The 26,968-nt window shown below is 67.7% G+C and carries 17 protein-coding genes; 6 read left to right on the forward strand and 11 right to left on the reverse strand.

Annotated features, from left to right (window positions below; genetic code table 11):
* Positions 1–20 precede the first annotated feature (20 nt).
* Both ACFC0O_RS37840 and ACFC0O_RS37845 read left to right on the forward strand, forming a co-directional pair.
* Positions 21–6,317, forward strand: coding sequence for an SDR family NAD(P)-dependent oxidoreductase (locus ACFC0O_RS37840; protein ID WP_375966821.1), 6,297 nt, complete (start codon positions 21–23; stop codon positions 6,315–6,317).
* Positions 6,314–7,693 (forward strand): aminotransferase class I/II-fold pyridoxal phosphate-dependent enzyme, encoded by a 1,380-nt coding sequence (locus ACFC0O_RS37845; protein ID WP_375966823.1) that lies wholly within the window; start codon positions 6,314–6,316, stop codon positions 7,691–7,693. The genes ACFC0O_RS37840 and ACFC0O_RS37845 overlap by 4 nt, the downstream gene beginning before the upstream one ends.
* A gap of 120 nt (positions 7,694–7,813) precedes the next feature.
* Here the strand turns inward: ACFC0O_RS37845 and ACFC0O_RS37850 are convergent, their stop codons facing one another.
* Positions 7,814–9,418 (reverse strand): FAD-binding protein, encoded by a 1,605-nt coding sequence (locus tag ACFC0O_RS37850; protein WP_375966825.1) that lies wholly within the window; start codon positions 9,416–9,418, stop codon positions 7,814–7,816.
* Positions 9,419–9,509: 91 nt separating this feature from the next.
* Positions 9,510–10,112, reverse strand: a complete 603-nt coding sequence (locus ACFC0O_RS37855) for a TetR/AcrR family transcriptional regulator (RefSeq protein ID WP_375966826.1) — start codon at positions 10,110–10,112, stop codon at positions 9,510–9,512.
* A 148-nt stretch (positions 10,113–10,260) separates the two neighbouring features.
* Here ACFC0O_RS37855 and ACFC0O_RS37860 point away from each other — a divergent pair, with 148 nt between their 5' ends.
* The 3 genes from ACFC0O_RS37860 (at position 10,261) to ACFC0O_RS37870 (ending at position 14,800) form a co-directional block, all read left to right on the forward strand.
* Positions 10,261–11,112, forward strand: coding sequence for an alpha/beta fold hydrolase (locus ACFC0O_RS37860; RefSeq protein WP_375966828.1), 852 nt, complete (start codon positions 10,261–10,263; stop codon positions 11,110–11,112).
* Positions 11,109–13,490: a beta-glucosidase gene (locus ACFC0O_RS37865; protein WP_375966829.1), complete on the forward strand. Its 2,382-nt coding sequence runs from the start codon at positions 11,109–11,111 to the stop codon at positions 13,488–13,490. Before ACFC0O_RS37860 ends, ACFC0O_RS37865 begins: the two co-directional genes overlap by 4 nt.
* A gap of 71 nt (positions 13,491–13,561) precedes the next feature.
* Complete coding sequence (locus ACFC0O_RS37870; protein WP_375966830.1) at positions 13,562–14,800, forward strand: MFS transporter; 1,239 nt, start codon at positions 13,562–13,564, stop codon at positions 14,798–14,800.
* Between the two features lie 29 nt (positions 14,801–14,829).
* Here the strand turns inward: ACFC0O_RS37870 and ACFC0O_RS37875 are convergent, their stop codons facing one another.
* Positions 14,830–15,261, reverse strand: a complete 432-nt coding sequence (locus ACFC0O_RS37875) for a MarR family transcriptional regulator (protein ID WP_364633247.1) — start codon at positions 15,259–15,261, stop codon at positions 14,830–14,832.
* Between the two features lie 87 nt (positions 15,262–15,348).
* On the opposite strand from ACFC0O_RS37875, the gene ACFC0O_RS37880 reads away from it, so the two are divergent.
* The gene (locus ACFC0O_RS37880; RefSeq protein ID WP_375966832.1) at positions 15,349–16,941 is read left to right on the forward strand and encodes an MFS transporter; all 1,593 of its coding nucleotides are present in this window, start codon (positions 15,349–15,351) and stop codon (positions 16,939–16,941) included.
* Here ACFC0O_RS37880 and ACFC0O_RS37885 read toward each other — a convergent pair.
* From ACFC0O_RS37885 to ACFC0O_RS37920, 8 genes are all read right to left on the reverse strand, one after another.
* Complete coding sequence (locus tag ACFC0O_RS37885) at positions 16,915–17,931, reverse strand: phosphatidylinositol-specific phospholipase C (protein ID WP_375966833.1); 1,017 nt, start codon at positions 17,929–17,931, stop codon at positions 16,915–16,917. The two genes, ACFC0O_RS37880 and ACFC0O_RS37885, sit on opposite strands and share 27 nt — an antisense overlap.
* Positions 17,932–18,014: 83 nt before the next feature.
* On the reverse strand, positions 18,015–18,698 hold the full coding sequence (locus ACFC0O_RS37890) for an FHA domain-containing protein (RefSeq protein WP_375966834.1): 684 nt from the start codon (positions 18,696–18,698) through the stop codon (positions 18,015–18,017).
* Positions 18,698–19,990: a VWA domain-containing protein gene (locus tag ACFC0O_RS37895; protein ID WP_375966836.1), complete on the reverse strand. Its 1,293-nt coding sequence runs from the start codon at positions 19,988–19,990 to the stop codon at positions 18,698–18,700. The genes ACFC0O_RS37890 and ACFC0O_RS37895 overlap by 1 nt, the downstream gene beginning before the upstream one ends.
* On the reverse strand, positions 19,987–21,105 hold the full coding sequence (locus ACFC0O_RS37900; protein ID WP_364633257.1) for a zinc ribbon domain-containing protein: 1,119 nt from the start codon (positions 21,103–21,105) through the stop codon (positions 19,987–19,989). Before ACFC0O_RS37900 ends, ACFC0O_RS37895 begins: the two co-directional genes overlap by 4 nt.
* A complete protein-coding gene (locus ACFC0O_RS37905) occupies positions 21,102–23,480 on the reverse strand; it encodes a tetratricopeptide repeat protein (protein ID WP_375966837.1) in 2,379 nt (792 codons plus the stop codon). The genes ACFC0O_RS37900 and ACFC0O_RS37905 overlap by 4 nt, the downstream gene beginning before the upstream one ends.
* Positions 23,477–24,655, reverse strand: coding sequence for a hypothetical protein (locus ACFC0O_RS37910; protein WP_375966839.1), 1,179 nt, complete (start codon positions 24,653–24,655; stop codon positions 23,477–23,479). Before ACFC0O_RS37910 ends, ACFC0O_RS37905 begins: the two co-directional genes overlap by 4 nt.
* A 6-nt stretch (positions 24,656–24,661) precedes the next feature.
* Positions 24,662–25,630: a glutamate ABC transporter substrate-binding protein gene (locus tag ACFC0O_RS37915; protein ID WP_375966841.1), complete on the reverse strand. Its 969-nt coding sequence runs from the start codon at positions 25,628–25,630 to the stop codon at positions 24,662–24,664.
* A complete protein-coding gene (locus ACFC0O_RS37920; RefSeq protein ID WP_375966842.1) occupies positions 25,627–26,904 on the reverse strand; it encodes a hypothetical protein in 1,278 nt (425 codons plus the stop codon). The genes ACFC0O_RS37915 and ACFC0O_RS37920 overlap by 4 nt, the downstream gene beginning before the upstream one ends.
* Positions 26,905–26,968 lie beyond the last annotated feature (64 nt).

The raw sequence follows: 26,968 nt of genomic DNA on the forward strand, positions 1-26,968 counted from the left end.
CGTTTAAGGAGCGGGCTGACTTGTCGGATATCGCGATCGTCGGCATCGGCTGCCGGTACGCCGGTGGCATCGATTCACCGGAATCGTTCTGGGACTTCATCATCGGTACACAGGACGCGATCACCGAGATACCCGCCGACCGCTGGGACGTGCGCCGCTTCTACGATCCGGATCCACGTGCCCCGGGCCGCATGTATACCCGGCGGGCCGCATTCCTGACCGGTGATCCGTGGGCGTTCGATCCCGACTTCTTCGGTATCTCACCGCGCGAGGCGACGGCCATGGACCCGCAGCAGCGGCTGATCCTGGAGGTCGCCTGGGAGGCCATGGACGATGCCGGCGCCGCGCGGCACGCCGCCGGATCCAAGGTGGGCGTCTATATCGGGGCGTTCACCCTCGATCAGCTGGCCGTCGGCTTCACCGGCGCGGCCATCCCGCATATCGATATGCACTCCTCGGCGGGCACGTCATACACGATGCTGTCGAACCGAATCTCCTACGCGCTCAACCTCGGCGGCCCGAGCGTCACGGTGGACACCGCATGCTCGTCCTCCCTGGTCGCGCTGCACCTGGCCTGTACCGCACTGCGAAACGGCGACTGTGAGACCGCGCTCGCGGGCGGGGTGAATCTCATGCTGCAACCGGGCACCTTCATCTCCATGTGCAAGGGCGGCTTCCTGGCCAAGGACGGGCGCAGCAAATCGTTCGGCGCGTCCGCCGACGGTTACGGCCGCGGTGAGGGTGCGGGCATGGTGCTGCTCAAACGACTCGAGGACGCCGAACGCGATGGCGATCGGGTATACGCGGTGGTCAAGGCCACCGGATCGAATCAGGACGGGCGCACCACCGCCATCACCGTGCCCAATGCCGACGCACAGGAACAGCTCGCCCGCGAGGTGTGCCGTCGCGCGGGCGTGGAACCGCACGCGGTGACCTATGTCGAGGCGCACGGCACCGGTACCCCGGTCGGAGATCCTTTGGAGCTCAGGGCGATCGGCCGCGCCTACGGTGCCGTCGACGGTCGCGCCGAACCGCTCGGCGTCGGATCGCTCAAGGCCACGCTCGGTCACACCGAGGCAGCGGCGGGTATCGCGAGCGTGATCAAATCCGCACTGGCGGTGCGCAATCGAACACTGCCGCCGCAGGGCTGGCTCGATGACGAGCCCAATCCGGACCTGCGATTGGACGAACTGCGGCTCGCGATTCAATCCGAGGCTCGCGAACTCGGCCCGGAGCAGGGCCGGATGACGGTGGCCGTCAACGGTTTCGGTTACGGCGGCACGAACGCGCACGCGATCCTGCAGGAATACCGGCCCGCGCCGGGGCAGTTGCAGCCGATCGTCCATCGAGGTGTGCTGCCGCTGTCCGCGCGCAGTGAACGCGCCGTACGCGAGCTCGCGGGCGCGTACGCGGATCTGCTGGCCGGGGGAGCGGATGCGGATCAACTGGCCGCCGCCGCCTGGACCCGGCGGCATCACCACCAGTTCCGGCTGGGTATGCCGTTCGAGTACGCCGACGAATTACTCGATGAGCTACGTGATTTCGCGTCCGGACAGGGTCGCGAAGCCATCCGGGTGGTCGGCGGCGACGCTCCGGTCTTCGTATTCACCGGTATGGGGCCGCAGTGGTACGGCATGGGCCGGGAACTGCTCGCCACCGATCCGATATTCGCCGCCGCCGCGCATCAGATCGACGAGACCTTCCACGCGGTGGCGGGCTGGTCAATCATCGACGAACTGGCCAAGCCGGAGGCGGTATCCCGGGTCACCGCGACCGAGGTGGCACAGCCCGCCAACTTCCTCGTCCAGGTGGCGTTGTTCGAAACCCTTGCCGCGCAGGGCATCACGCCCTCGGCGGTGGTCGGGCACAGTGTGGGCGAGGTCAGTGCCGCCTATGTCTGCGGCGTGCTGACGCTGCCCGAGGCGGTCACCGTCGCCTACCATCGCGCCCGCCTGCAAGCCCGGACCGCGGGCAGCGGCGGCATGCTCGCCGTGGGTATTTCGGCGGAACAGGCGAGCGAACTGCTGGGCGGGGATACCCGCGTCGATATCGCCGCGGTCAACAGTCCCAGTTCCTGCACGCTGTCCGGGGATGTCGACAGGCTCGACGAGATTGCCGAATCACTCACCGCGCAGGGCATTTTCGCGAAGCGACTACAGGTGGAAGTGCCCTACCACAGTCATCTGATGGACCCGATTCTCGACGAATTGCGCACCGCGCTGGCGGGACTGACCCCGCGCCCGCCGGTGATTCCGCTGTACTCCACCGTGACCGGCGAACGGGTCGCCACGGACCGCTGGGACGCGGAGTACTGGTGCGCCAATGTGCGCGCGGCGGTGCGCTTCGCCGACGCCACCCGCGCGATCATCGCCGATGGCGGACGGGTCTTCATCGAGGTCGGCCCGCATCCGGTGCTGGGTGCGAACATTCGCGAAATCCTTTTGAACACAGGCGATAAGGGCGTCACCGTCGCGACCCTGCATCGCAAGCAATCCGACGGCCTGAGCATGCGGGCCCTCACCGCCGGTTTGTACGCGGCGGGCGCACTCGATATCGACGCCCTCTTCCCGGCCCCGACCGCGCATCTGGACCTGCCGCGCTATCCCTGGCAGCGCGTCCGGTTGCGTTCGGATCTGCCGGTATTCGCCCAGCAGCGCTACGGCACCCCGGGGCTGTACACCATGCTCGGCGATCCGGATCTGGAGACCGAGCGCCGCTGGACCCTCGAACTCGCGGCCAGTGCGTTGCCGTGGCTCGACGATCACGTGGTCGACGGGGTTCGTATCCTGCCCGGCGCCGCCTATCTCGATGCCGCGCTGAGCGCCGCCGCCGCCGAATCCGACCAGGGCATCCCGGCCGTCGAGGAGGTCCGCTTCATCGCCCCGCTGGTGATCGCGGACAGCGATATCCCCGTCATGGAAGTGACGGTCGAGGAATCCACGCGGCGATTCACCATCCGCTCACGCACCGCCACCGGTTCGGACTGGACCGTGCACGCCACCGGACGCCTGGTCGCCGGTGCGTTCGAACCCGGCAAAGTCGAAGTCCCCGAGACCGATTCGATGACCGAGATCGATCCGGCCGACCTGTACGCGGATCTGTCCGCGACCGGTGTCGTACACGGTCCGGCCTTCCAGTTGGTCCGGTGGGCGTGGACGCGCGGCGACACCGTACTGGCCCGCATCGACGCCACCGCCGCCCTCGAGTCCGGGCACCTCGCCCATCCCTGCGTCCTGGACGCGGCCTGGCAGATCGTCTCACTCGGCGATGCGGGCGGCCCCCGGCACGACGGCGCGGTCATTCCGATCGGCGCGGATGCCGTGCGGAGTTTCGCGCCCATGCCCGATACCGTGCTGGTGCTCGCCCGGCTCACCGCCCCGCTGCGCGCGGATGTCACGGTGCTCGATCTGGAACACAATCCGGTCCTGCGGATTTCGGGAGCGCGCTTCCAGGCCGTGCCGTACGGCGGCGGGCTGGCGCGGCGACTCGAGCCGCTGTACTACGAGGAACAGTGGACCCTGCGCGATCCCCTGGACCGCTCGGCCCTCGCGTCGGAGGCGACCGCCCGCACCCTGGTGATCCCGCTGGGCGCGATCACCGGTAACCGCATCGCCCAGATCACCCGTACGCATCCGCGCAGCGCCCTGATCGATTCCAGCGCACCGGATTTCGAACAGAATCTGCTGCTGGAACTGCGCTTCGCGCACGACAGCGCCGAGGTGGAGCGCATTCACGTATGCTTCGTCGCCGGATCGGACGCCGATATCGACGCGCTGTGGCTGCTCAGCCGGGCCGCACTGGTGCTGGAAAGCTTCACCGATTCCGTCAATCCCGAACCGCTGCCGCTCACCGGTGACGGTTCGATCCACGCCACCCTGGTCACCGAACGCGCCTTCGTCCATCCCGAGGATCTCGCCGCACCCGATCCGGATCACGCCGCCCTGGCCGGTGCGCGCCGGGTACTGCTCAATGAGCAACCACCGCTGCGCTGGCGGCTCATCGATATCGATCCGGAGACCACCGCCGACGATTTCCTGGCCGAACTCGCTGTGCCCGGGGCATTCTCGGGCGACTACAGCGATGAAGTGTTCCTGCGCAATGGATTGCGATGGTCCACCGTCGTCACCCGGGCGCTGCCGGATCGGCTCGGCGCACTCGATCACGCCGCACCGCTGACCGATTCCGAAGCCAATTTCGCGCTCGACATTCCACGCTCCCGGCTGCTGTCCCAGCTCGGCTGGCGGCGCGCGGAGCGCCGCGCACCCGGTGCGGGTGAGGTCGAAGTGCGCATGGAGGCCATCGGGCTGGGTTTCAAGGATCCGCTCAAGGTGCTCGGCGTACTCGGTGAGACCGAGCTGGCGGCAACGCATTTCGGCACCGCGCCCGGTATGGAGGGCGCGGGCACCGTGGTCCGGGTGGGACCGGGCGAAACCCGTTTCCAGGTCGGTGACCGGGTGGGGCTGGCCTCGCCCGGCATGATCGAGCGGTATCACGTCGCGGATGCCGGGCATGTGGGTGCGGCGGCGGAGACCATTCGCCCGGAACTGTGCACCTCGACCGTCTCCATGGTCACCGCCGAATACGCGCTGCTGGAGCTGGCCCGGGTGCGCGCGGGCGAGACCGTGCTGGTGCACGGTGCGGCCGGTGGCGTCGGCAGCTGCGCCATTCAGGTGGCGAAACTGCACGGCGCGAAGGTGATCGGCGCGGCGAGCACCGCCGAACGCCGCGCGTACGTGCTGGAGCAGGGTGCGGACGAGGTGCTCGACTCCCGCTCGCTCGATTTCGTCGAGGATGTGCTCGCGCTCACCGGCGGGCGCGGCGCGGATATCGTGCTCAGCACCGCACCGGGCGAGATCATTCACCAGAACTTCAGGGCCGTAGCCGAATTCGGGCGGATCGTGGAAATCGGCAAGGCCGATATCTACTCCGGCGGCGTACTGGAACTGCGCAATTTCGATAAGAACGTCTCGTACCACTCCTTCGATCTGGATCGCATGCTCAAACTGCGCCGAGCCGAGGTGATCGGTCGCGTGCAGGCGGTCAATGACAAACTGGCGAGCGGGGTATATCGGCCGCTGCCGTACGAGTCGTACGCCACCGATGCGGTATCGACCGCGTTCGAGGAAGCCCTGCGCTCCACGCGAATCGGACGCATCGCATTGCATCTGGGCGGCGAAAATCCCGCTGTGCGACCGCAACCCGCCGAGGTGCGGATCCACCCGGACGGCCGCTATCTGCTCACCGGCGGTTTCGGCGCGTTCGGCCTGGCCACCGGACGATGGCTGATCGGCCGGGGCGCACGACGGCTGGTCCTGGTCGGGCGCGGGGGAGCCACGAGCACGGCGGCACAGCGGCAGCTGGCGACCTGGCGGGCCGAGGGCATCGAGGTCATCGAGGAACGCGCCGATATCACCGATCCCGACGCGATCGCGGCGCTGGTGAATCGCGTTCATACCGTGGACCATCCGCTGCGCGGCGTTATTCACGCCGCCGGCGTCCTCGACGATCAGCGCATCACCACCATGGACCGGGACAGTCTCACGGCCGTCTTCCGACCGAAGCTGGCGGGCGCGCGAGCGCTGTACGCCGCGCTGACCGCCGCCGAGGTCGAGCTGGATATGTTCGTGCTGTTCTCCTCGGGCAGCGCCATCATGGGCGGCATCGGCCAATACTCGTACACCGCGGCCAATCTGGCGTTGCAGGCGTTCACCGAACAGCTCGCCCGGCGCGGTGAGCGGGTGCTGTGCATCGGCTGGGGCGCGATGTCCGGCGGCGGCATGGTCGATGCCGATGAGAATGTGCAGCGCTATCTACGCATTGCCGGATTCGAGGCCATCGATATGGATGAGGGGACCGAATACCTCGGCGAGGCACTGCGATTGGGCATCCGGCAGGCCGCCATCATTCCCGTCGAATGGGGCAAGGTGGTGCTGGCCGCACCGCAGCTGGCCTATACCGCGCGGGTCGCCGATCTGATCGCCGCGGCGTCGGAGGACAATTCGGCGGCCGCCAAACTGCGCGGCCAGATCAACGCGCTCGAGGAAGCCCAGCGCGCCACCGTCGTCGGTTATCTGCTCGCCGAACAGCTGGCCGAGGTCATGGGGGTGGCGGCCGATGCCATCGATCTGGATGTCCCGCTGCCCGAACTGGGCCTGGATTCGCTCATGGCCGTGGAATTCGGTGCGCTGGTGACCAAGACGCTCGGCATCGAGATGAACAGCATGCAGCTGGGCCGGTCGTTCAGTCTCGCGCAGGCGGGGGCGCGCATCGCCGATATCATCGTCGGCTCGGGTGCGCCGGAGGTGCAGCCCGCATGACCACCGATGAACGCGATATCGCCCGCCGCCTGCTGGCGGGCACACCCGCGCTGGGCGGGCCGCGCCCGCAGGTGATTCCGGCTGCCCGGCGCGGCCCGGGTAAGCAGTTCGCCGACCACCCCGGTGTGGTCGACGCGTTGGCGAAACAGGCGGCGATCCAGGAACTGGTCGACCTGACCGGCCTGCCGCATCCGCTGTTCCTGTCCCCGGAAGGACCCAATGGGGCCCTGATCCGTTCGGGTGGCAGGGAACTGGTGAATTTCAGTTCCTACAACTATCTGGAGCTGGCGCAGCATCCGCGCGTCATCGCCGCCGCCAACGCGGCCGCGGAGCGCTACGGCACCTCCGCGTCCGCGACCCGCATCGTGACCGGTGAGATCCCGCTCTACGCCGAACTCGAGGAGCGCCTCGCCAGGATCTATCAGGCGGGTGCGGCACTGGTCACCTCCAGCGGCTTCCTCACCAATGCCGCCGTCATCGGCTTCCTGCTGACCGAAGGCGATGTGGCGGTGTGTGATTCGCTCGCACACGCGAGCCTGGTGGCGGGCGCGCAATGGTCCGGTTGCCGCCGCGTCGCCTTCCGGCACAATGATCCCGCCGCCCTGGAAGCGCTGCTGCGCGCCTCTCGGCACCAGTTCGATCGCGCCCTGGTGATCATCGAGGGGCACTACAGCATGGACGGCGACCTCGGTCGCATCGCCGAATTGGCGACGGTCGCAAGGCAGTACGATTGCGCCGTACTCGTGGACGAAGCACACGCCCTGGGCGTGCTCGGACCGAACGGCCTGGGCAGCCGCGAACACTTCGGCCTGCCGGGCGATCTCGTCGATATCTGGGCGGGCAGTCTGTCCAAGGCCATGGGCAGTACCGGCGGTTTCATCGCCGGAGACGCGGACCTGGTGCGCGCCATCAAATACGCCGCACCCGGGATGGCGCTGTACACCGCCGGGCCGTCACCCTCGAATGTGGCGGCGGTACTGGCCGGACTCGATGTACTCGCCGATGAACCCGAGCGGCTGACCCGGCTGTGGTCGAACGCCGAGCTGTTCAGTACCGCGCTGCGCGAGCGCGGTATGAATCTCGCCGACTCCCAATCCACCCCGATCGTGCCGGTGATCGTCCCCGGCGAAGTCCGGGCGGGCTACGCCGCCGCGGCCATGCTGCAACGTGGGTTCAATGCCGGAGCCATTCTGGCCCCGGTGATTCCGGCCGGGACCGAACGCCTGCGCTTCTTCCTCACCAGTGAGCACACCGAACGGCAATTGCTCGACACCGTCGACAATCTCGCCGAAGTCCTCGAGTTCGTCGACCGGATCCCGGACTGGTCCATCGATTCGGGCCTCCCACTGCCACCCGGCGACCCGGATAGCCGATGACCGCTCCCGGCGGCAATGCCGACGCCGCGGGTGAACATCCCGACGCCGCAGGCGATGCCGACGCCGCACGCGGCAATCCCGAAGGCCCGCACGACAATCGAGGTGCGGGCCCCGCGGATGTCAGGCCGCGTTGCTCACCCGCACACTGTGTGCGCCCGCACGGCGTCCGGAGAACACACAATCGGCCAGTGACAGCCCGCTCACATACGAATTGGAACAGACGCCCACCGCCGCCCGACCCGCCGCGAACAGGCCGGGAATAGTGCCGCCGTTCTGATCGCGGACCGCGCCGGTGTCCTCATCCACCAGCAGGCCGCCCAGGGTGAGCATCGGCATCGGGTAGGTCAGCCGCGCCTTGAACGAAATGTCCAGCAGCGCATAGGGTCCCGTGCGGATCGGGCGCCGGATATCGGCCGGCTTGCCCATCGGATCGGGCAGCTTCTGCTCGATGGCGCGATTATGCGCGTCCACGGTCTTGCGCAGCGCGGCCGGTTCGATACCGGCGCGGGCGGCCACCTCCTCGATGGACCGGCCGGTGGTGTGCCCGACCCGCATGAGCCGCTCGGTCTGCATGCGCTGGAACCACACCGACTGCCCGCCGAGCTGCTGCCGCGATTCGGCCATCAGCTCCGCGTCGACCAGCAGCCACGCCCGATTGCCCGGGCTGGTGGCGATGGCCGCGCCCATGGCCGCGCCGTAGCGGGATTCGTCGATCATGCGCTGCCCGTTGGCATCCACCGCGATCGAGCCGAAGAACGCGCTCGGCGGCGCGATGAACCGCCAGGTCGAAATGGCGTCCATCTTGCCGGTGGCCGCTCCGGCCGCCTGCGCCATGGCGATACCGCTGCCGTCGTCACCCGCCGTGCCCAGCGGAAGTCCTTCGGCCCAAGGGTAATTCGGCGCGTGCTGCCCGACCATCTCGCCATTGGCGATGAAACCGCCGGTGGTGAGAATGACACCCGAGCGCGCCTGAATGCGCACCCGTACACCGTGCCGCTGTTCGATGCGGTCCATGAGTTTGCCCACCGCCGCGCGCAGACCCGGGTGGTACACAACGGGTTTCGCCGAAATGCGCGCCAGTGCCGCGAACCTGCGCCGCACCTTCACCGGTGCGTCGATCAGTGTGATCGCCTCGATCCCGGTGACGCGGCCGTCCTCGATCACGAGTCCCGTTGCCCTGGTACCGGTTTGCACCCGCACGCCGTGCTTATGCGCCGATGCCGCCAGCGGGCCGAACAGCTTCTTGCCCGAGACGCCGCGCCCGTGCGCGCGATGCCCGCGCTGCGCCGGAGTCGCCAATTCCCGGAAGCCGCCGGAGTTCTCACTGCCGGAGTAGTACAGGTAGTGGTCATCGGTCGGGTACGAGGTCTTGTACGGGCACAGCGACGGCTGGAACGGCACCCCGTGCGAGCTGAGCCAGTCGATCATGGCGGCCGAACCCTCGCAGAACCGCCGCAGCGTCTGTTCGCTCACCGCGTCGCCGACCTCGGCGCGCAGGTAGGCCAGCATATTGTCGACGTCATCGCTGACCCCGGCCGCGCGCTGCACCCAGGTGCCGCCGCCCGCGTACACGATGCCGCCGGACAGCGCGGTCGCGCCGCCCCCGATGAACCGATCGACGGCCAATACGTCCGCGCCGGACTCCCGTGCGGCCAGCGCCGCGGAAACCCCCGCGCCGCCGTATCCGACGACAACGATATCGGCCGAAGAATCCCAGGTCCGCACCGTCGCGACCACCTTCCCGAATGGAAATGCCGGCGTCCCATGCCGAGCGAGATGAACTATAACGTGTTCTAGTTCACCAGGCCATTCGCGTTCAGGCCGAGAGTTGCGCGGTGAGCCCGTCGATATAGGCGCGGAAGAGTTCGGCCATATTCACCCGCTCCGGGTCCAGCAGCCATTGCAATTGCAGACCGTCCATCATGGCCGTGATCTGGCACGCGATGGCGGCGGTATCGATATCGGAGCGCAGGGTGCCATCGGCGATGCCACCGTCGAGCGCGCCCGCGAGGTAGGTCTCGAGCACCCGATAGCGATTGACCACCCAGTCGCGGGCCGGATGGTCGACGGTGACCGCCTCGCTCGTGACCACGGTGAACAGCTGCACCAATCCGGGCACGTGCATATTGTGCTCGACGAGCCGAACCAATTGTCCCAGTGCGTCTTTGCCGCGCAATTGCAGGTTCATGCCGAGTCGATCGGTATCGAGTCGATCGCGATATTCCAGCACCGCGGCCAGTAGTGCGGCCTTGTTCGGGAAGTAGTGCAGCAGCCCGGGCTGGGAGAGCCCGCAGCGCTCGGCGATATCGGCGATCGAGGAGTTGCGATAGCCGTTCTCGGCGAAGCTCTTCAGGGCCTGATCGATGATCTGCTCGCGGCGGTCGTCGCCCCGTCTCCGGCGTTGGGGGTGCGGCGTCATGTGCTGGGACAGTAGTCGCATTGCCGGGACCTGCAAAAACAGCTCAAGATAACAAAGACATAACGGAACCGAGTGACTACTCGGTAAACTGGATTCGCACTGGCACACTCGTGTCAGCCGTACAGGGACGTGCGAGGAAGGACAGCCGATGAGTCAGGGCGCGCAGGCACCGATCGAAACCATCACGCTGCGAGGCGGTGCGGGCACGCTCGCCGGATGGGAGGCGGGTCCGCCGCCCGGTGTTCCGCACCACGGCACCGTCGTGCTGGTACCGGGCTTCACCGGTTCGAAGGAAGACTTCGAATTCATGCTGCCGCTGCTGGCCGAGGCCGGATATCGCGCGGTCGCCTACGACCAGCGCGGGCAATATCAGTCCGAGGGACCGGACGATATCTCCGGTTACGCCATGGCCGATTTCGTGGCGGATCTGCACGGGGTCATCGATCAGATCTCTCCGGACGCGCCGGTACATCTGGTCGGGCATTCCTTCGGCGGTTACGTCTCGCGCATCGCGGTCATCGAAACACCCGCGCGCTTCCGCAGTTTCACCCTGTTGGCCTCGGGACCCTCGTCGGTCGAGGACATCAATTTCCCGCCGCCGCAACTGGTCGCGCAAATGATCGAAACGGCCGGGCAGGAAGCCATCTTCCAGCAGATGAGCGCCGCCATGACCGCCGCCGGGCAGACCATCGATCCGGCCCGAATGGAATTCCTGCACAACCGGATTCTGGAAACCAAGAAGGCCAATATCCTCGGCATTCTCAAGGCCATGGAGGTGCCGCCGCTCGCCGATCCGGACGCGCTGCGCGATGCGGGGGTGCCGCTGCTGGTGGCCTACGGCGACACGAACGATCTCTGGGACCCCAGCGTCCACGAGAAGTTCGCCGCGCGGTTGCAGGCTAGGACCGCGGTGTATCGCGGTTCCGGGCATGTGCCCAATGAGGATGTCCCCGCACAGGTATCGGCGGATCTGGTGAACTTCTGGGAGGAACTGGCATGAGCGAGATCGACGACCTACTGGCCAAGCTCGACCTGGAGGCGAAAGTCCGGCTCGTATCGGGCTCGGGCGTCTTCCGGTTCGCGGGCGATGCGAGCATCGGCCTGGATGAGATGCCGGTCTCGGACGGCCCGTCCGGGGTGCGCGGGGAACTCTGGGATGAGCGCGATCCCTCGGTGAGCCTGCCGTCCGGCACCGCGTTGGCCGCCACCTGGGATCGCGAACTGCTCGCCGAGATCGGCGCGCTCATCGCCGCCGAGGCGCGCCGCAAGAATGTGTACGCGGTGCTCGGACCCACCATCAATCTGCACCGATCTCCCCTGGGCGGCAGGCATTTCGAATGCTTCTCCGAGGATCCGGTGCTCACCGGCGAGATCGCGGCCGCCTATGTGAGCGCGGTGCAGGCGCACGGCGTGAGCGCGTGCCCCAAGCATTACGTGGCCAATGACTCCGAGACCGAACGTTTCACCACCGATGTCATCGCCGATGACCGCACCCTGCGCGAGCTGTACCTGTACCCGTTCGAGCGCTCGGTGCGCGCGGGCGCGTGGATGATCATGGACGCCTATAACTCGGTCAACGGCACCACCATGACCGAGAACGCGCTGCTGGACGAGCCTTTGAAGGGTGAATGGAATTTCGACGGCGTCGTGGTCTCGGACTGGACCGCCGTGCGCAGCACCGACGGTGCCGCGAAGGGCACCGATATCGCCATGCCCGGACCGTGGGAGCTGTGGGGTGCGCCGCTGGTCGAAGCGGTGCGCAAAGGTGAGGTGCCCGAGGCCGCCATCGACGAAAAGGTGCGCCGCATACTGCGTTTCGCCATTCGGGTGGGTGCGCTGAACGGGACGCCGTTGCAGCCGCCCGTATTCACCGATGAGTCCGCGCAGGCGCTGGTGCGCGCGGCCGCCGCCAAGGCCATGGTGCTCGCCGCCAATGACGGGACGCTGCCCCTGGACAAGCCCGCTCGGGTGGCGCTGCTCGGTGCGGCCGCCGCCGAGCCCCGTTTCATGGGCGGTGGCAGCGCGACTGTCATTCCGGGGCATACGACTTCGCCGCTGGACGGGCTGTCCGCCGTGCTGCCGGTCGAGTACACGCCCGGCGTGCACCTCAACGATCACATGATCCCGGTGCCCCTGGATCTGGTCACCGACCCGGAGACCGGCACCCCCGGCCTGTCCCTGCGCTACCTCGACGGCGACAAGATTCTCGATACCGAACACCGCACCGCCGGTGGCCTCATGCTGTTCGGCAATCCGAATGCCATGGCCGCCAAGTCTTTCGAACTGCGCGGCAAGCTGCGCGTGGATTCGGCGGGGGAGTGGCGCATCGGCTTCGCCGGTGTGGGCGCGCTGCGCCTGGAGATCGATGGCGAGACCGTGCTCACCGATACCGTCATGCCCGACGGCACCGATCCCGTCGAAATGCTGCTGAATCCGCCGCAGCGCTTCGTGACTCGTGAACTGGCCGAAGGCGATGAACTCGAGGTGCTCGTCGAGCTCGCACCGGTGCCCGCCGCCGGATTGCCCGCCCTGGGCCTGACCTTCGCGGTCGGCCGCCCGCGCCGCGCCGCCGATGCGGAGTTCGCCGCCGCGGTGGAATTGGCGCGCACCTGCGAGGTCGCCGTCGTGGTGGTCGGCACCACCGAGCAGATCGAATCCGAAGGCTTCGACCGCAAGGATCTGCGCCTGCCCGGCCGCCAGGACGAATTGGTCGCGGCGGTCGCGGCGGTCAATCCGCGCACCATCGTGGTGGTGAATTCCGGTGCGCCCGTAGAGATGCCGTGGCGCGATGACGTCGCGGCGGTACTGCTGAGCTGGTTCCCCGGGCAGGAATTCGGGTCCGCGCTCGCCGATGTGCTCACCGGCGCGGCCGAACCTGGTGGCCGCCTGCCCACCACCTGGCCCAAGGTCATGGCCGATGTGCCGGTGCTGGACACCGCGCCCGACGCCACCGATCATTCGCTGCGGTACGACGAGGGCATTCACATCGGCTACCGCGCCTGGCTGAAATCCGGCGTGGCCCCGGCCTATCCATTCGGCCACGGCCTCGGCTACACGAACTGGGAACTGTCCGACCTCTCCGTGAGTGGTCGCACCGCCACCGTCACCGTGCGCAATACCGGCGCGCGGCGGGGCCGCCAGGTGGTGCAGGCGTACCTGTCCCGCGAGGACAGCGCCGTCGACCGCCCGGTGCGCTGGCTTTCCGCCTTCGCCGCGGTGGAAGCCGATGCCGGTGAAACCGTCACCGCCACCGTCGAACTGCCCCGCCGCTCCTTCGAACACTGGACCGCCAAGGGCTGGGCCGTCGAACCCGGCGCCTTCACCCTGCACGTCGGCACCTCGGTCGTGGACCTACCGCTCACCGCCGACATCAGCTGACCGATCCGATCACGGCCCCCGTCATCCCGGCGATGGCGGGGGCCTTCGTCTCTCACGCAATGGGATTCACCGTGGCACACTCCGAGGCTGACTCGACCGTCGGCGAGAACGATTCCGCCGCAAGCACACCCCGGGGCTTGCTACCGCTGCTGTTCGTCGGCAATGCGGCGATGTACGCGCTGTACATCGGTGTCGGCAGTGTGCTGCTGCCGTTGCAGATCGAACATATCGATCCCGCGAACAAGGTCGCCAATCTCGGGTTGGTGGGCGGTATCGCGGCTATCTTCGCCACGGTGTTCAATCCGGTGGCGGGTGCGCTGTCGGATCGATCGGGGCGGCGCAATCCGTGGATTCTCGGCGGCGGTATCGCGGCGATCGCGGCTATGGGGTTGCTCGGCAGTGTGAACACCGTGCTGCTGGTGGCGATCGGGTGGTGCACCGGGCAGGCGGTGATGAATATCTATCAGGCCGCCATCACCTCGGTGGTGCCCGATCGGGTGCCGTTCGCGCGGCGCGGAATCGCTTCGGCCGCAGTGGGTCTCGGGCTGCCGATCGGATCGGTCATCGGCGTGCTGCTGGCCTCCGGATTCTCCGACCACTATCGCACCGGATATCTCGTACTGGGCGCGCTGGTGGCGCTGGCGGCCGTGGTGTTCACCGCCGGTACGCGCGAGGAGCGCATGCCGCCGAAACAGCCTGCCCCGCTACGGGATCAGATCGCCGCGTTCCTGAGTGTGCTGCGCGAGCACGATTTCCGCTGGGCCTTCATCGGCCGGGCACTGCTGGTGCTCGGTTACTTCGCCGTCGTCGGCTATCAGCTCTACATTCTCCAGGATCACATCAGCCTGCCCGGCGATCTGAAACCCGAGGACGCGGTCGCCATCCTGACACCCATTTCGGCTGTGGGAATGACACTTTCGACCGTGGTGGGCGGTGTGCTCTCGGATCGGCTGAACCGGCGCAAACTCTTCGTCGGCGTATCCGCCGGGCTCGCGGCCGCCGCACAGCTCATCCCCGTCCTCACCCCGACCTGGCCCGGCATGATCGCCTTCGCCGCGGTGAACGGCGTCGCCTTCGGCTGTTTCATGGCCGTGGACACCGCACTGGTCACGATGGTGCTGCCCAAGGCCGAGGACGCCGCCCGAGATATGGGCGTGCTGAATATCGCCAACGCGGGTCCGCAGATTCTCGGACCCTTCGTTGCCTCGGCCGTGGTGAGCCTGGGCGGTTACACCCCGCTGTTCCTGTTCGGCGGCCTGCTCTCCGTGCTGGGGGCGCTCGCTGTCGCCCCGATCCGCTCGGTTCGCTGAATCGCCTTCCGTGCCGACGATGCTGGTCGTCAGCGGCAGGCTTCGCTGATTCCCGTGAACCAATCCCGCACGGTCTCACGCTGTTTCGGCGTCATCGCGGCTTCCAATTCGGCTTCCCGCCGCGCCACCGCCACCCGGGCCGCCGCCAGCCGTTCGCGCCCGGCCTCGGTGATGTGGATCTGATGCGTGCGCCGATCCGTCGGATGCGGTGATCGCTCGATCAGCCCCTCGGACTCCAGGCCCGAGATCATCTCGTTGGCCGCCTGCCGGGTGCTCGCCACCTCCCGGGCGATATCGGCCACCGACATTCCGGGATGCGATCCGGTCATCATGAGCGTGGCGTATTGCGAGGTCGTAAGCCCGAAAGCCTTGAGTTCCTCACCGATTGCCGCCCGCATGGTCAGCCAGACCTTGCGGACCATGAAGGTCAGATAACCGCCCTCGCCGCCGGAGGAACCCACAGCAGACACCCTTCCCGTGATTGACAGGTTCCTGACGATTATGCATTCTTTAACCGTCAGGTTCCTACCAATGTACCGAAGGCTGCCATGACCACGCCCTTGGCGCTGCCGAAGCTTCGGCAGCGAGTGATACTCGCCGTTCTCGTCCTCTCGTCTTTTCTGATCTGGCTCGACAACACCATCCTGAGCACCGTGTTCGAAACCCTCGCCGATCCCGTGCGCGGTCTGGGCGCGAGCCCCGCGCAATTGCAGTGGGCCACCGGTTCGTACACGCTCGTCTTCGCCGCGCTCATGTTCACCGCGGGTGCGCTCGGCGATCGCTTCGGCCATCGCGTCATTCTCGGCATCGGGATGGCGACCTTCGCCGCCACCTCGATCTGGGCCGCCTACGCCGGTGACGCGGCGCAGTTGATCGCCGCCCGCGCCGGAATGGGGGTGGGCAGCGCACTCATCATGCCCGCCACCATGGCGATCCTCACCTGGACCTTCACCGGTCCGGCGCGGGCCACCGCCATCGGCATCTTCTCGGCCTCGGCGGGCGTCGGCATCGCCGCCGGGCCACTGCTGGCCGGACTGCTGCTCGACCATTTCTGGTGGGGCTCGGTGTTTTTGGTGAACGTCCCGGCGGTGGCGCTCGCACTGCTCGGGATCCTCACCGTCGTCCCGGATTTCCGGGCTCCGGTGCCGCGCCCGCTCGATCCCGCCGGTCTGCTGCTGTCCATCACCGGGCTCGCCGCGCTGGCATACGGGTTGATTCGCGCGGGACAGCTCGCGGAGTGGACGCGGATCGATGTCTGGGCCCCGACTCTCGCGGGCGTGCTGTTGCTGACGGCCTTCGTCATCGTCGAATTGCGTTTGCGGCAGCCGAGTTTCGACCCGCGACTGCTCGCCGGGCGCATCTTCGGCGGCGGCAATGCCGCGCTGGGGTTGCTGCTGTTCGCCATGACCGCCGCGGGTTTCTACGGCGCGTTCTATCTACAGGGTGCACGGGGGTTCTCGCCGTTACATGCGGGCCTGATCATGTCACCGGCGGCGGTCGGGGTGATGATCGGTGGGCCGCTCGGTGTGAAACTGGTGCGGCGCTGGGGACTTCGACCGGTCACCGTCGGCGCGCTCACCGTCGCGGCGCTGGCCATGGGCAGCGCCTCCCTCTTCGGACTCGACACCCCGATCGTGCTGAACGCCGTGGTGGCCGGAATCCAAGGGCTCTCGATCGGCATGGTGATGGGTTCGCTCACCGCCGCGCTCATGAACACCCTGCCGCTGGAGCGGGCGGGTGCGGGCTCGGCGGTCACCAATACGGTGCGCCAGACCGGCAGCGTGCTCGGCATCGCGGTGGGCGGCACCATCATGGCCATCGCATACGGGCGCGGAATGGACGGTGTGGCAACGGATCTGCCCGCCGGAGTGCGGGATCAGGCGCGGGTGTCGGCCGAGCAGGCCCGGCATGTGGCGGGCGCGCTCGGACGGCCGGATCTGGCTCGGGCCGCCGATGACGCGTTCATCCACGCCATGCACGTCGGCAGCGTCTGGACCATGGTCATCGCGCTGAGCGGTGCGGTCGTCCTCGCGATCGCGTTGCGGCCCACCGGGAAACCGGCCGAGACGGCCGCCGCGGCGACCCCCGCCCCGACCACCTCCGAACCGGACGACTCAGAGAAAGTTCTTCTCCAGCAATAGGTTCAGCACATTCGGATACCGGTCCGGGAAATCCATCGGGACGATGCCGAAATGCCCCGCCTGCGCGCGGTGCTGGGTGAGATAGCCCTCCACCTTGGGCAGGATGGCGGCGGCATTGTCCTTGGGCCAGGCATTGTCGGAGTAGCTGGTGAAATTGATGTACATCAGCGAGTTGTTCGTATCCGTGGCTGCCCGATCGAAGCAGTCACGGATATAGGAGTACTTATCGCCGCCGGAGGATCCGGTACCGGAAGATCCGGAGGCCGAACCGGATCCGGATCCGGAGTCCAGACCCATGAGACCGTTGGCCTTATAGCGATCCTGGAGGTAGAAGCGGTCGGAGGTGAAGACCCCGTTATCGCCGCCCGGCCACTGCAGTGCGGGCAGACCATTGGCGAACTGGGCGATCAGCACGATCCGGCCGCGCGCCTCACCGAGCGTGGGAATCCGATTGCCGATCCAGAACAGCGAGCGGTAGCCCTTGGCATCGAGGTAGCCGTTGAAGATGCGCTCGAAGTCCGCGCCCACATCGTTATTGGTGCCGTTCTCCTTCTTCACCCGCATGACGATCGTCTCGCCGGGATTGCGGTTCAGGAAATCCCGGCTGTCGTTCAGGACGTCGTCGAAGGTCAGGCCCTGATAGGCCGAGCTGTGATAGATGCCGAACGAGTCGCTCATATGGTCCTGCAATCCATTGCAGCGCATATCCAGGAAGCGGATGCCGTGCCCGAACTGTTCGGGAATCGACCAGCTCTGGGTGTGCGACCATTCGGTGCCGTTGGCCGGATTCGTGCAGCCCGAATCGTGCGTGCCCGGAATCGTCAGGCGCAGTAGTGACGTGCTGTCCGGCAGCAGGCCCATCCAGCTCTGGGTCGCGCCCGTCCAGCCCGTCGGTGCGGCCTGCGCCCCCGTGGTCGCCAGTCCGGCGGCGGCGGTTCCGGCCAGCGCGGCCACGGTGGTGCGGACGAAATCTCGGCGCGTCAATCTCATGCGCGGGAGACTAATCTGGACAGTGGACCAAGATCGGCGATTTGCCGGATTCTCTCAGTGGCTCGGCCGATTCGCGCGGCGGCTCAGCCGATTTCCCTGGTCACCGTGATGGTGGTCCAGCCGCCCACGTGAATCCGATCGCCCGGCCGCAACAGCACCGGCGTCTTGGCCGCGATCGGGGTATCACTGCCATTGAGGCAGGTGCCGTTGGTGGAACCCAAATCGGTCACGGTGAGCGAATCGCCGTTCAGGTGCAGGATCGCGTGCGACCGCGAGACCGCGATATCGGCGGGCGCGATGGCCAGATCGATATCCGGATGCAGCCCCTGCGACGCGCTGTGCTTGCCGATCAGAATATCGCTGCCCTGCAACGGGATTCGCCGGGCGGGATAGTAGTTGGGGAACGCGACCCGATCCGCGTCCGGACCCTTCTGCGCGATCATGCGGTGATAGTGCTCGGCATCGGCGGTCACCGTCGCGACCCATAGCGTGCCCGCCAGCAGCGTTGCCTCAGGATTCACCACCGTCACTTCGGGAATCGCCGGTGCGGGCTGGGCGAACGACGCCGGGGGTGCGGGCAGCGCAGAATCGTGGCCGCAGTCCTCGCAGAAGCGGCCGTCGATGAGCGCACCACAGGCGGGGCACTGCGCGACCTGCACATCCGGATCGGGTTGTGCGGGAGCGGCTCCCGCCCCGGTGATCGGCGATCCGCAGGTATCGCAGTAGTCGGCCGACGCCGAGGTGTGGCCTTCGGGGCAGACCGCCATTACGAGCCCGCCTCCTTGCGCACCCGCGCGGTCTTGGTCGAGCGCACGTCCAGGGCCATCTCGTCGGCGGCGTCCACGCGCGAGCGCAACCGCACCGTACCGGTCCGATCATCCACCTCGACGACGGCTTTCAGCAGTTTCGCGGTGTTCTCGTTTCCGGACTCATTGGCCAGTTCCACCGCGCGCCGCAGTTTCGCGGTGGCGGTGTTCACATCACCCTGTTTGCGCGCGGCCAGACCCTCCTGCACCACCTGGGCCAGTTCGGCCTGTCCGGTGTAGTGCGCGACCCGGCGGCTGATGCGGGCCGACAGATCGGTATCGGTGGTCCACACCGCCTTCACCAGACCCTGTCCCAGCACCTCGTCCCCGGACACCACACTGATTCGGGCGGCGAGTTTTTCGCGTCCCGGTGGTGCGGCCTCCACCTCGATCTGCACGTGATAGCCGCGCTCCTCCGCACCCCACGCGCCCAGCGGATATTCACCGATCTGGGCGGCGGTGGCGACGCGGCGCGCGGTCAGATCCTCGATCACCGGATCGACCAGTTTGACGAAGCGCACCGTCGCGCCGACCGGTGTCCACACCCGCAGGGTGAGTTCGGGAATCACCTTGGCGAGCGAGGTCTGCATCATCTCGGCGAAATCGGCGGCTAGCAGATCGGGGGTCTTCACGATATCGACGGTGCCGTGCAGCGCGGACGCTATCGCCCGCAATTCGTTGGGCTCCCAATCGGTTCCGACACCGCGGCAGTCACAGCTGAACAGGCCCTGTGAGGCGCTGATCTCGGCCGCGAGCTGTTCGGGCCGCTCATGTTCGTTCTTGCCGTCGGTGAGCAGAATGGCGTGCACCATCGCGCCCGGATGCCGCTGCGCGATCATCCGGGACAAGCCCAGCCAGGTGCCCATGGCGGTGCCGCCGTGTGGGCGCAATTTATCCAGCGCGCGCCGGGCATCCTGCCGGGATCGCTTGTCCGCCAGCGCCGTAGCGCCATCGCGGGGGTAGACCACCTCGGCCTTGTCGGTGCCCTCGACGATGGCGAAACGGGTGCCGTCGGGAATGACCTCCAGCGCCGCCAGCGTGGCGTTCCGGGCGCCGCCGAACTTATCGCCATTGCCCATCGAACCCGAGCAATCGATGATGAGGATCTCCACCCGCTCCTGTGCGGGTGCGGCGACCATCAACTCGTCGGTGGTCTCCACCGAGACGACGGCGTCCAGGACGCGCACACCCTCGGCCAGGTACGGATTCTGATCGACGGCTACCGAAATACCCTTGATAGCAGGGGAACTCACAGTGCTTCTCCTATTAGCTCGGAGAACGGAACGGGTACCAGCGCCACGGTGATGTTGTCCTTGCCGCCCGCGGCCAGGGCGTAGTCGACCAGCGCGCGGGCCGCCTCCAGCGGTGCGGACGCCAGCGCGAGCTGGGCCAGACCGGCGGCCTCGGGCAGATAATTCCAGAGCCCGTCGGAGCAGATGAGCAGTACGCCGGGTGCGCGCACATGCAGGGTCTGCACGCAATTGTCGGACCAGGACTGCTTTTCGCTGTCCGCGCCGAGCCAGCGGGTCAGCACATGCGCGTGCGGGGTGTCCATGGCGGCTTCCTCGTCCATGGCGCCGGTCTCCACCATGGCCTGGGCGAGCGAATCATCGACGGTGAGGCGTTGCGAACCATTCTCGGCCGCCAGCCAATACGCCCGGCTGTCACCGACATTGGCGACGGTCAGGCGCGCGCCGCCCGCATCGTCGAACTGCACGATCGCGCCCACATACGTGCACGAGGGGGAGCGGCCGTCCGGGGTGCCGATATCGCGCACCGCCTGCGCGGCCGCGGCCAGCCCGACCATGATCGCTTCCTCGGCGGGACGGGCGGCGGCCAGCGCGGTCAGCGTGGAATCGACGCCGGTGCGCACCGCGGTGCCCGAGGCCGCCTGCGGATCCTCCGAAGTGGATACGCCATCGCAGACCGAGAGCACCAGGGCTGGCGGGGTGCCGGGATTGGCACTCTCAAGGACCGCCGCGGCGATCGCGTCCTCATTGTGCGCGTGCACGTTTCCGCGATCGGTGATCAGCACCGTGGCGCCCAGATCGGCCTCGAAGCGATCGTGTTCGCGAGCGCGCTGCCCGCACACCACGCAGAAGCCGTCACCGTCGAAATGCGTTCCGCCGCAGCCGTCGCAGGCCGGAGAGGTCTCCGAATCGTAGGACAGCGTGGTGCCGGTGTAGCGCGCGACGGTGCCGGTGGCGGGGCGCGCCAGACTGGTCGGGCGGGTGTTGTCACTGGCCACCGCGGGCGCGGCGGTGGGCGGCAACGCGATGCGCTGCACGCCGAGCTGGCGGCCGCACTCCTCACAGAACCGGTCGCTCTCCGCCGCGAAGGTGCCGCAGGCGGGGCAGCGGGCGGTCACAGCGTGGTCCTGGGGCGAACGGAATTGGCCTGTTCCACCAGGGCGATACGTTCCCACATATCGTCGGTTTCATGCGCGAGATCGCGATAGCAGCGTTCCAAACCGGTACGCACCCCCTGTAAGTCGAGTGTCACGCCCAGCAGCGGGGCGTGATCGGTGGGTACGCGTCCCAGGCGCAGCCAATACAGCGCGGCATCGAGGACGCGTAGCCGGGCCTGGGCGGCCCGGCGTTTGGAATCCAGTCCGAGCTTTTCGATCCGGCTGCCGGCATCGCGCAGCAGGTGTTCGGTGAGCTCGCCCTGGCGTTCCACACTGAGCAGCGTATCCACAGCCGCCACACCGGCTTCGGTGTACACCGCCGAGGCGGGGTCGACCTGATCCAGTACGGCCACCGCGCCGTCCCGATCGTGAGCCGAACGACGCAGTCTGGCCAGGCCGAACGCGGCGCTGGTGTAGGAGTGATCGGTGCGCCAGACGGCCTCGTAATAGGAGGTGGCATTGCGCAGCGCGGGCTCGGGATCGGGCAGGGATCCATTGCGCGCCAACAGTTCCGCGGTGACCGCGAGGGCCAGCTTCGGTGCGGGCTCACCCGGCAGCGCGGTGTAGAGGGCATCGAATTCGGCCGCCGCGGCGGGCCAATCCCGTTGCAGCAGTGCGGCTTGCGCGCCGAACCAGCTCAGTCGCCAATCGCCGCCCAGGGCCGGATCGGCGTCCTCGATACGGCGCAGCGCGTCGGCGGCGTCACCGGATTCCAACGCGGCGCGAATCAGGCGCAGCGGGATCTCCGCCGACTCCTCCTTACCGGTCACCACCGCGCGCAGGCCCGCGGTGAGTTCGCGTTCCAATTCCGCCGCCGTGCCCGCGCCGAGCGTCGCCAGTAGCGGGGCGCCGGTGTCGTTCGGGTCCACCAGCGGGACCGGAAGTGCCGCAACGATTTTCAGCGGATCATCCGGGAGGGTGTCGCCGACGCCGAAGACCGCGCGCGGCGGGCCGAAGCGGGTGGACAGACCGGGCCGGGCCCGGCCGTCCTCGGCGGCGAGCACCTCGCGCAGCACGCCGGTGAGCTGATCGGACATCTCCTCGGCACCGCTGAAACGCTCCATCGGATCGATATGCGTTGCGCGCAGCAGGAATCGGCACAGCGACGGATTGGCGGCCAGCACCGGTTCGGTATCTGGACCGGGCAGCGGGCCCAGGCGGCCGTTCTCGTGCGGGACCTTGAGCAGTAGCACCGCCAGGGTGCGGCCGACCGTGTAGACCTCCGAGGCGACGGTGGGACCGGTCTCGGCGATCTCCGGGGCCTGATAGCCGGGCGTGCCGTAGATGGCGCTGTGCTCATCGTTCATGGCGATGACCGCGCCCAGATCGATGAGTTTGAGCTGCTCCTCGGTCTGCATCACATTGTCCGGCTTGAAATCACAGTAGGCCAGGCCGCGCGAATGCAGATAGCCGAGCGCGGGCAGCGCCTCGAGGATGTAGGCGATGGCCTGGGCGGGCGGCAGCCACACACCGTCGGCGTCGCGCCGCTTGCGCAGCAACTGTTTGAGCGAGGTGCCGCCGACATACTCCATGACGATATAGCCGACCGGCTCGCCATCCGGACCGATATCCTCGGCGAAGTTGTAGATGCGCACGATATTCGGATGATCGACCTGCGCCAGGAAGCGCCGCTCGGCCACCGCCGCCCGCATGGCATCGGCGTCGCCGGTATTGAGCAGGCCCTTGAGCACCACCGGCCGCCCGTTCACCTTGTGATCGAGCGCCAGGTAGATCCACCCCAGCCCGCCGTGCGCCAGCGCCCCGAGCACCTCGTACTGGCCGCCGACCACCTGCCCGCGAACCAGCTTGGGCGTGAACGAGAACCGCGTCCGGCAGTGCCCGCAGAACCCCTCGCTCCGCCCCGGCACATCGCCGCGACTGCGCCCCACCGGCCGATCGCACTTACCGCAGTACCGCTGACTCTCCGGCACCACCGGATCCGCCATCACCGCCGCCGCCGGATCGATCGGCTCCACCGGCGGCACCTGCACCATCCCCGCGCCCAACCGCCCGCGCGTGGCCCCGGACGACCCGGACCGCCCGGTGCGGATGGAGGATCGCGTGCCACCGCTGGTGACCCCGGTGATACTGCTCGCACGGCTGGTCGGCTGGCTCACCCCGCTCGGCCCGGCCGCCACCGTATGCGGTGACGGCGCGGTCCCGCACACCTCGCAGTACCCATCGGAAATCGCTCCGCCGCAACCGGGTTCGGCGCAATGCGTGGGGGCGGACTGAGCCTCGGACACCACCGTCGCGGCGGCCGAGGGGGCGGTGCCGCAGACGGTGCAGTAGCCGTCTTCTATGGTTCCGGTGCAGCCCGGTTCGGTGCAGGTCACGATCGTCTCCCCGTTTTCTGGGCGATGAGCTGCCGGTAGTCGGTGATGGCGCGGGTGACCGCGGCCAGGTCGCAGGGTTTGCGGGTGAGCAGGCCCGCGGCTATGCGGCTGGAGGCCAGTACTTCTCGATCTTCGCTCACGCCCAGGCGCGCCGCTTTGGCGCGGTAGGCGGACAGGCGGCCGCGCAATTCGGCGCGACGGTCCAGTAAGCCCTGGACCAGGTGTTCGGCCTCGGATGCCGCCGCTACGGCGGCGGTCACGCGGCGATGCAGATCCCACAGCGCCGAGGGATCGGCGGGCGTCGCGTCCACGGCGGTGAGTTCGGAGCCGTAGACCGCGCTGTCATCGGCGTGCTCGGGCAGTGTGCCGGTGAGAATGGTGCGCTCCACCGCGATTCGCGCCAAATGCGTGCGCTCATAGGTTTTGCGCAGCGTCTCCACCTGGGTGCGGGTGCGGGCGACCGCGGCGTCCCAATCGGCGGCGATGGCGGCCAATTCCCCACGCAGCGTCGCGGCATCGCGCATGCGCGCCCCGAATTCGACTGTGCGGCGGTCCAATTCGGCGGCCGAGACGGCCAGTGGATCGGCGGCGGCGCGCGCGGAGAACTCATCGAGATCGGTGGCCAGCGCCCGCAATTCGGGCAGACCGGTGCCGATTCGATCGAGTTCGGCACGCAGCGGCGCGATCTCGGACACGATGCGGCCGTTCACCGCGTCCACGGCATCGAGCACCTCGACTATGCGCGGGAAGCTCTCCCGCATACGCGCCACCAATTCCGCGAAACCGACCCGCACGATCACCTCGCCGGGACCGATCAACGACCGCTGCGCGAGCGGAATCGCGGTGCGCGCCACCTCCATCGGCTGTCCGCGCAGCAGTACGGTCAGCTCCTCGCGATCGAGCGCCTCCAGTCGCCGCCGCACCCGCACCATATGCGCCTGTTCGAGCAGGGTGCGCAAACGTCCGAAGTCCTCCCAGAGCAGATCCATGGCATCGCGCGCGGGCGACCAGCGGGCTTCGGTGACCCCGGCCGGCGGGAATCGGCGCAACAGGATCAGCCCGGGATGCCTATCCAGTTCGACCAGCGTCGCGGCGATGGCGTCGATTTCGCGTTCCCGCTCGGCGAGATCGCGGTCGATCTCCGCGACCGAGAGAATGAAAGGCTGCTCGGGCATGGCCGCTCACCCGATATACCGGGGTGCGGGTGGTGCGGGCGTGGGACCGAGAACCGTCAGCCGATCGTTGTAGAACCGCTGCCAGGAGCCGTCGCCGCGGACCCTTTCCAGGACGCCGTTCACGAAGCGCACCAGATCGGGCTTGTCCTTTCCGATACCGACGGCATAGGTGTCCACCGCCATCGATTCGCCGACCACCTCGAGATTCGGATCCTGCTGTTGCAGACCGTAGAGAATCGGGATATCGGTGCTGGCGGCATCGACCTGCGCCTGCTGTAGCGCGGTGAGGCAGTCCAGCCAATTGTTCATAGAGATAACGGTAGGCCGCTGCGGCAGTGCGAGGACGGGTGCGAGCGTAATCGTGCCGTTGACCCCGCATACTTTTTTACCCGCCAGATCGGCGGTGGAGTGGATTCCGGAGTTCTTCGCGACCAGCAGCCGCTGGGTCGATTCGAAATAACTGGTCGAGAATTCGATGTCCTGGCGGCGAACGCAGGTCGGTGAGAGGGTCTGCACCACAATGTCGACCTGGCCGTTCCGCAACGCCGAAATACGCTGTGCGGAAACGATGGGCCGCAGTTCGATCCGATCCGGATCGCCGAAGATATCGCGGGCGATCTCCCGGGCGATATCGATGTCGAAACCCTCGATCTTGCCGGAGCCGGGATTACGGAAGCCGAACATGAACGAGTTCTGATCCACCCCGACTCGCAGCTTGCCATTCTTGACGATCTCCGCCATCGCACTGCCCGCGGGCATATTTCCCGGACTCGGCTGCGCACCCGGCCGCAGGCTCGCCACCGGATCACCGCAACCCTTGCCGATCAGATCCGGCACGCTGGTGACCGGCTTCGCCCCGGACGGCAGCGCGTCCTGCGCGGACAGGCTCATCGGATCCGAATCCGGGGTCTGCCCGCACGCGGCGGCGAGCACGGCCACGGTGGCCAGCAACAGCATTCGCAGGCGCGCGCTCACAGGAACTCCTTCATTCGCGGCCACACGCCGCCCGCCGTGACCACCGCCGCCGCCAGCAACAGCAGCAGCGTGCCGTACTGGCTCAGAATGAACGCGTCGCCCGCGCCGTCCACGCCATCGCGGACGTCCTGGCGGGTGGCGTCGAGTTCCTCGCGCAGCGCGTTGTCCAGGGTCGTGAAGCGCGCCGCCGATCCGGTCGGCGCGAGGTCGGTGGATTGGCGCACCGCGCCGTTGTAGTCATTGCCCTTGTACGCGTTGACCTGAACCGTATGCCCGTCGAGCCAGCCCGAGAACGCGACGGTGGCCTTGGCGTCCGGTGCCGCGACGGTCGCCAGCCGATCCCGCAATTCGTTGACCAGTGAGCCGAATCGACCCTCGCTGTCCTCGATATCGCCGCGGGTGACCAATTGCAGGGTTTCCTCGGTGCGCGCCTGCTGGGCCAGAAACCGCACCCGCGCAAGGGTTTCGAAGCGGTTGGTGGCACCGCCCGATCCGGTGTCGATGACGCCGGTGGCGGCTATCGAGGCGACCGCTATCCACAGCAGCGCCAGCACCTCCGCGCCCGCCGCCGTCGCGAGGCCGAGATTGACGCGGCGATTGGTGATCCGCAACAGCACCACCGAGGCCGCCGCGAGCGCGGCCAGCAGCACCAGCAGCATGATCACGCTCAGGATCGGCAGGGTCGAGATATCGCGCTGATCCGCGCGCAGCGCCGCGAGTCGATTGTGTTCCAGCCGTTCGGCATTGGGCAGCACCGAATCGCGCATCAGCGAGGACGCCTGCTTCAGATACGCCGAGCCGACGGGGAGGTTCTGCCGGTTATTGGCGCGCGCCGACTCGACCAGCCCGGTATAGGTGGGCAGTTCGGCGGAAATACTCGCCACGATTTCCCGGGTCTGCTTATCGGAGGCGCCGGTGGTGGCCTCGGCCAGCGCGGCCGCCGCGTCGGCGAGCGACTGCCGGTATCGCGTTCGTACCTCCGGGGTTTCGGTATTACCGGACAGGAAGGCCGAGGATGCCGTGGCATCGGCGGCGGAGAGCGCGACATAGAGCCGTTGCGCCGCATTGGCGAGCGGTTCGGAGTGCGTGAGCACGGTATCGCGCCGAGTTCGCTTCTCGCTGAGCTGATTCGCGCACACGATGCCGGAAATCAGACTCAGTGCCACGAGTCCGATGACCACCGCGCTCAGTACGCCCGGCGCTGTTCGCGCGAAACGCCGCACCCACTCCGCACCATTGCGGACGGCAGCCGGTAACCGACTCCTCACACCCATGCCCCCGTTTCACCGGCTCTGCTCCCGGTAGGGCGATGGTACGGGAGCCACAGGGTTGTGTCGA

Source organism: Nocardia sp. NPDC056100 (assembly GCF_042266325.1).
Lineage (GTDB): Bacteria > Actinomycetota > Actinomycetes > Mycobacteriales > Mycobacteriaceae > Nocardia.

Bases quoted from the DNA above. Each gene is read 5' to 3' on its own strand.
- ACFC0O_RS37860 (WP_375966828.1), top strand. From the start codon at position 10,261: ATGAGTCAGGGCGCGCAGGCACCGATCGAAACCATCACGCTGCGAGGC.
- ACFC0O_RS37865 (WP_375966829.1), top strand. From the start codon at position 11,109: ATGAGCGAGATCGACGACCTACTGGCCAAGCTCGACCTGGAGGCGAAA.
- ACFC0O_RS37920 (WP_375966842.1), bottom strand. From the start codon at position 26,904: ATGGGTGTGAGGAGTCGGTTACCGGCTGCCGTCCGCAATGGTGCGGAG.
- ACFC0O_RS37885 (WP_375966833.1), bottom strand. From the start codon at position 17,931: ATGAGATTGACGCGCCGAGATTTCGTCCGCACCACCGTGGCCGCGCTG.
- ACFC0O_RS37880 (WP_375966832.1), top strand. From the start codon at position 15,349: ATGACCACGCCCTTGGCGCTGCCGAAGCTTCGGCAGCGAGTGATACTC.
- ACFC0O_RS37890 (WP_375966834.1), bottom strand. From the start codon at position 18,698: ATGGCGGTCTGCCCCGAAGGCCACACCTCGGCGTCGGCCGACTACTGC.
- ACFC0O_RS37910 (WP_375966839.1), bottom strand. From the start codon at position 24,655: ATGCCCGAGCAGCCTTTCATTCTCTCGGTCGCGGAGATCGACCGCGAT.
- ACFC0O_RS37855 (WP_375966826.1), bottom strand. From the start codon at position 10,112: ATGACGCCGCACCCCCAACGCCGGAGACGGGGCGACGACCGCCGCGAG.
- ACFC0O_RS37845 (WP_375966823.1), top strand. From the start codon at position 6,314: ATGACCACCGATGAACGCGATATCGCCCGCCGCCTGCTGGCGGGCACA.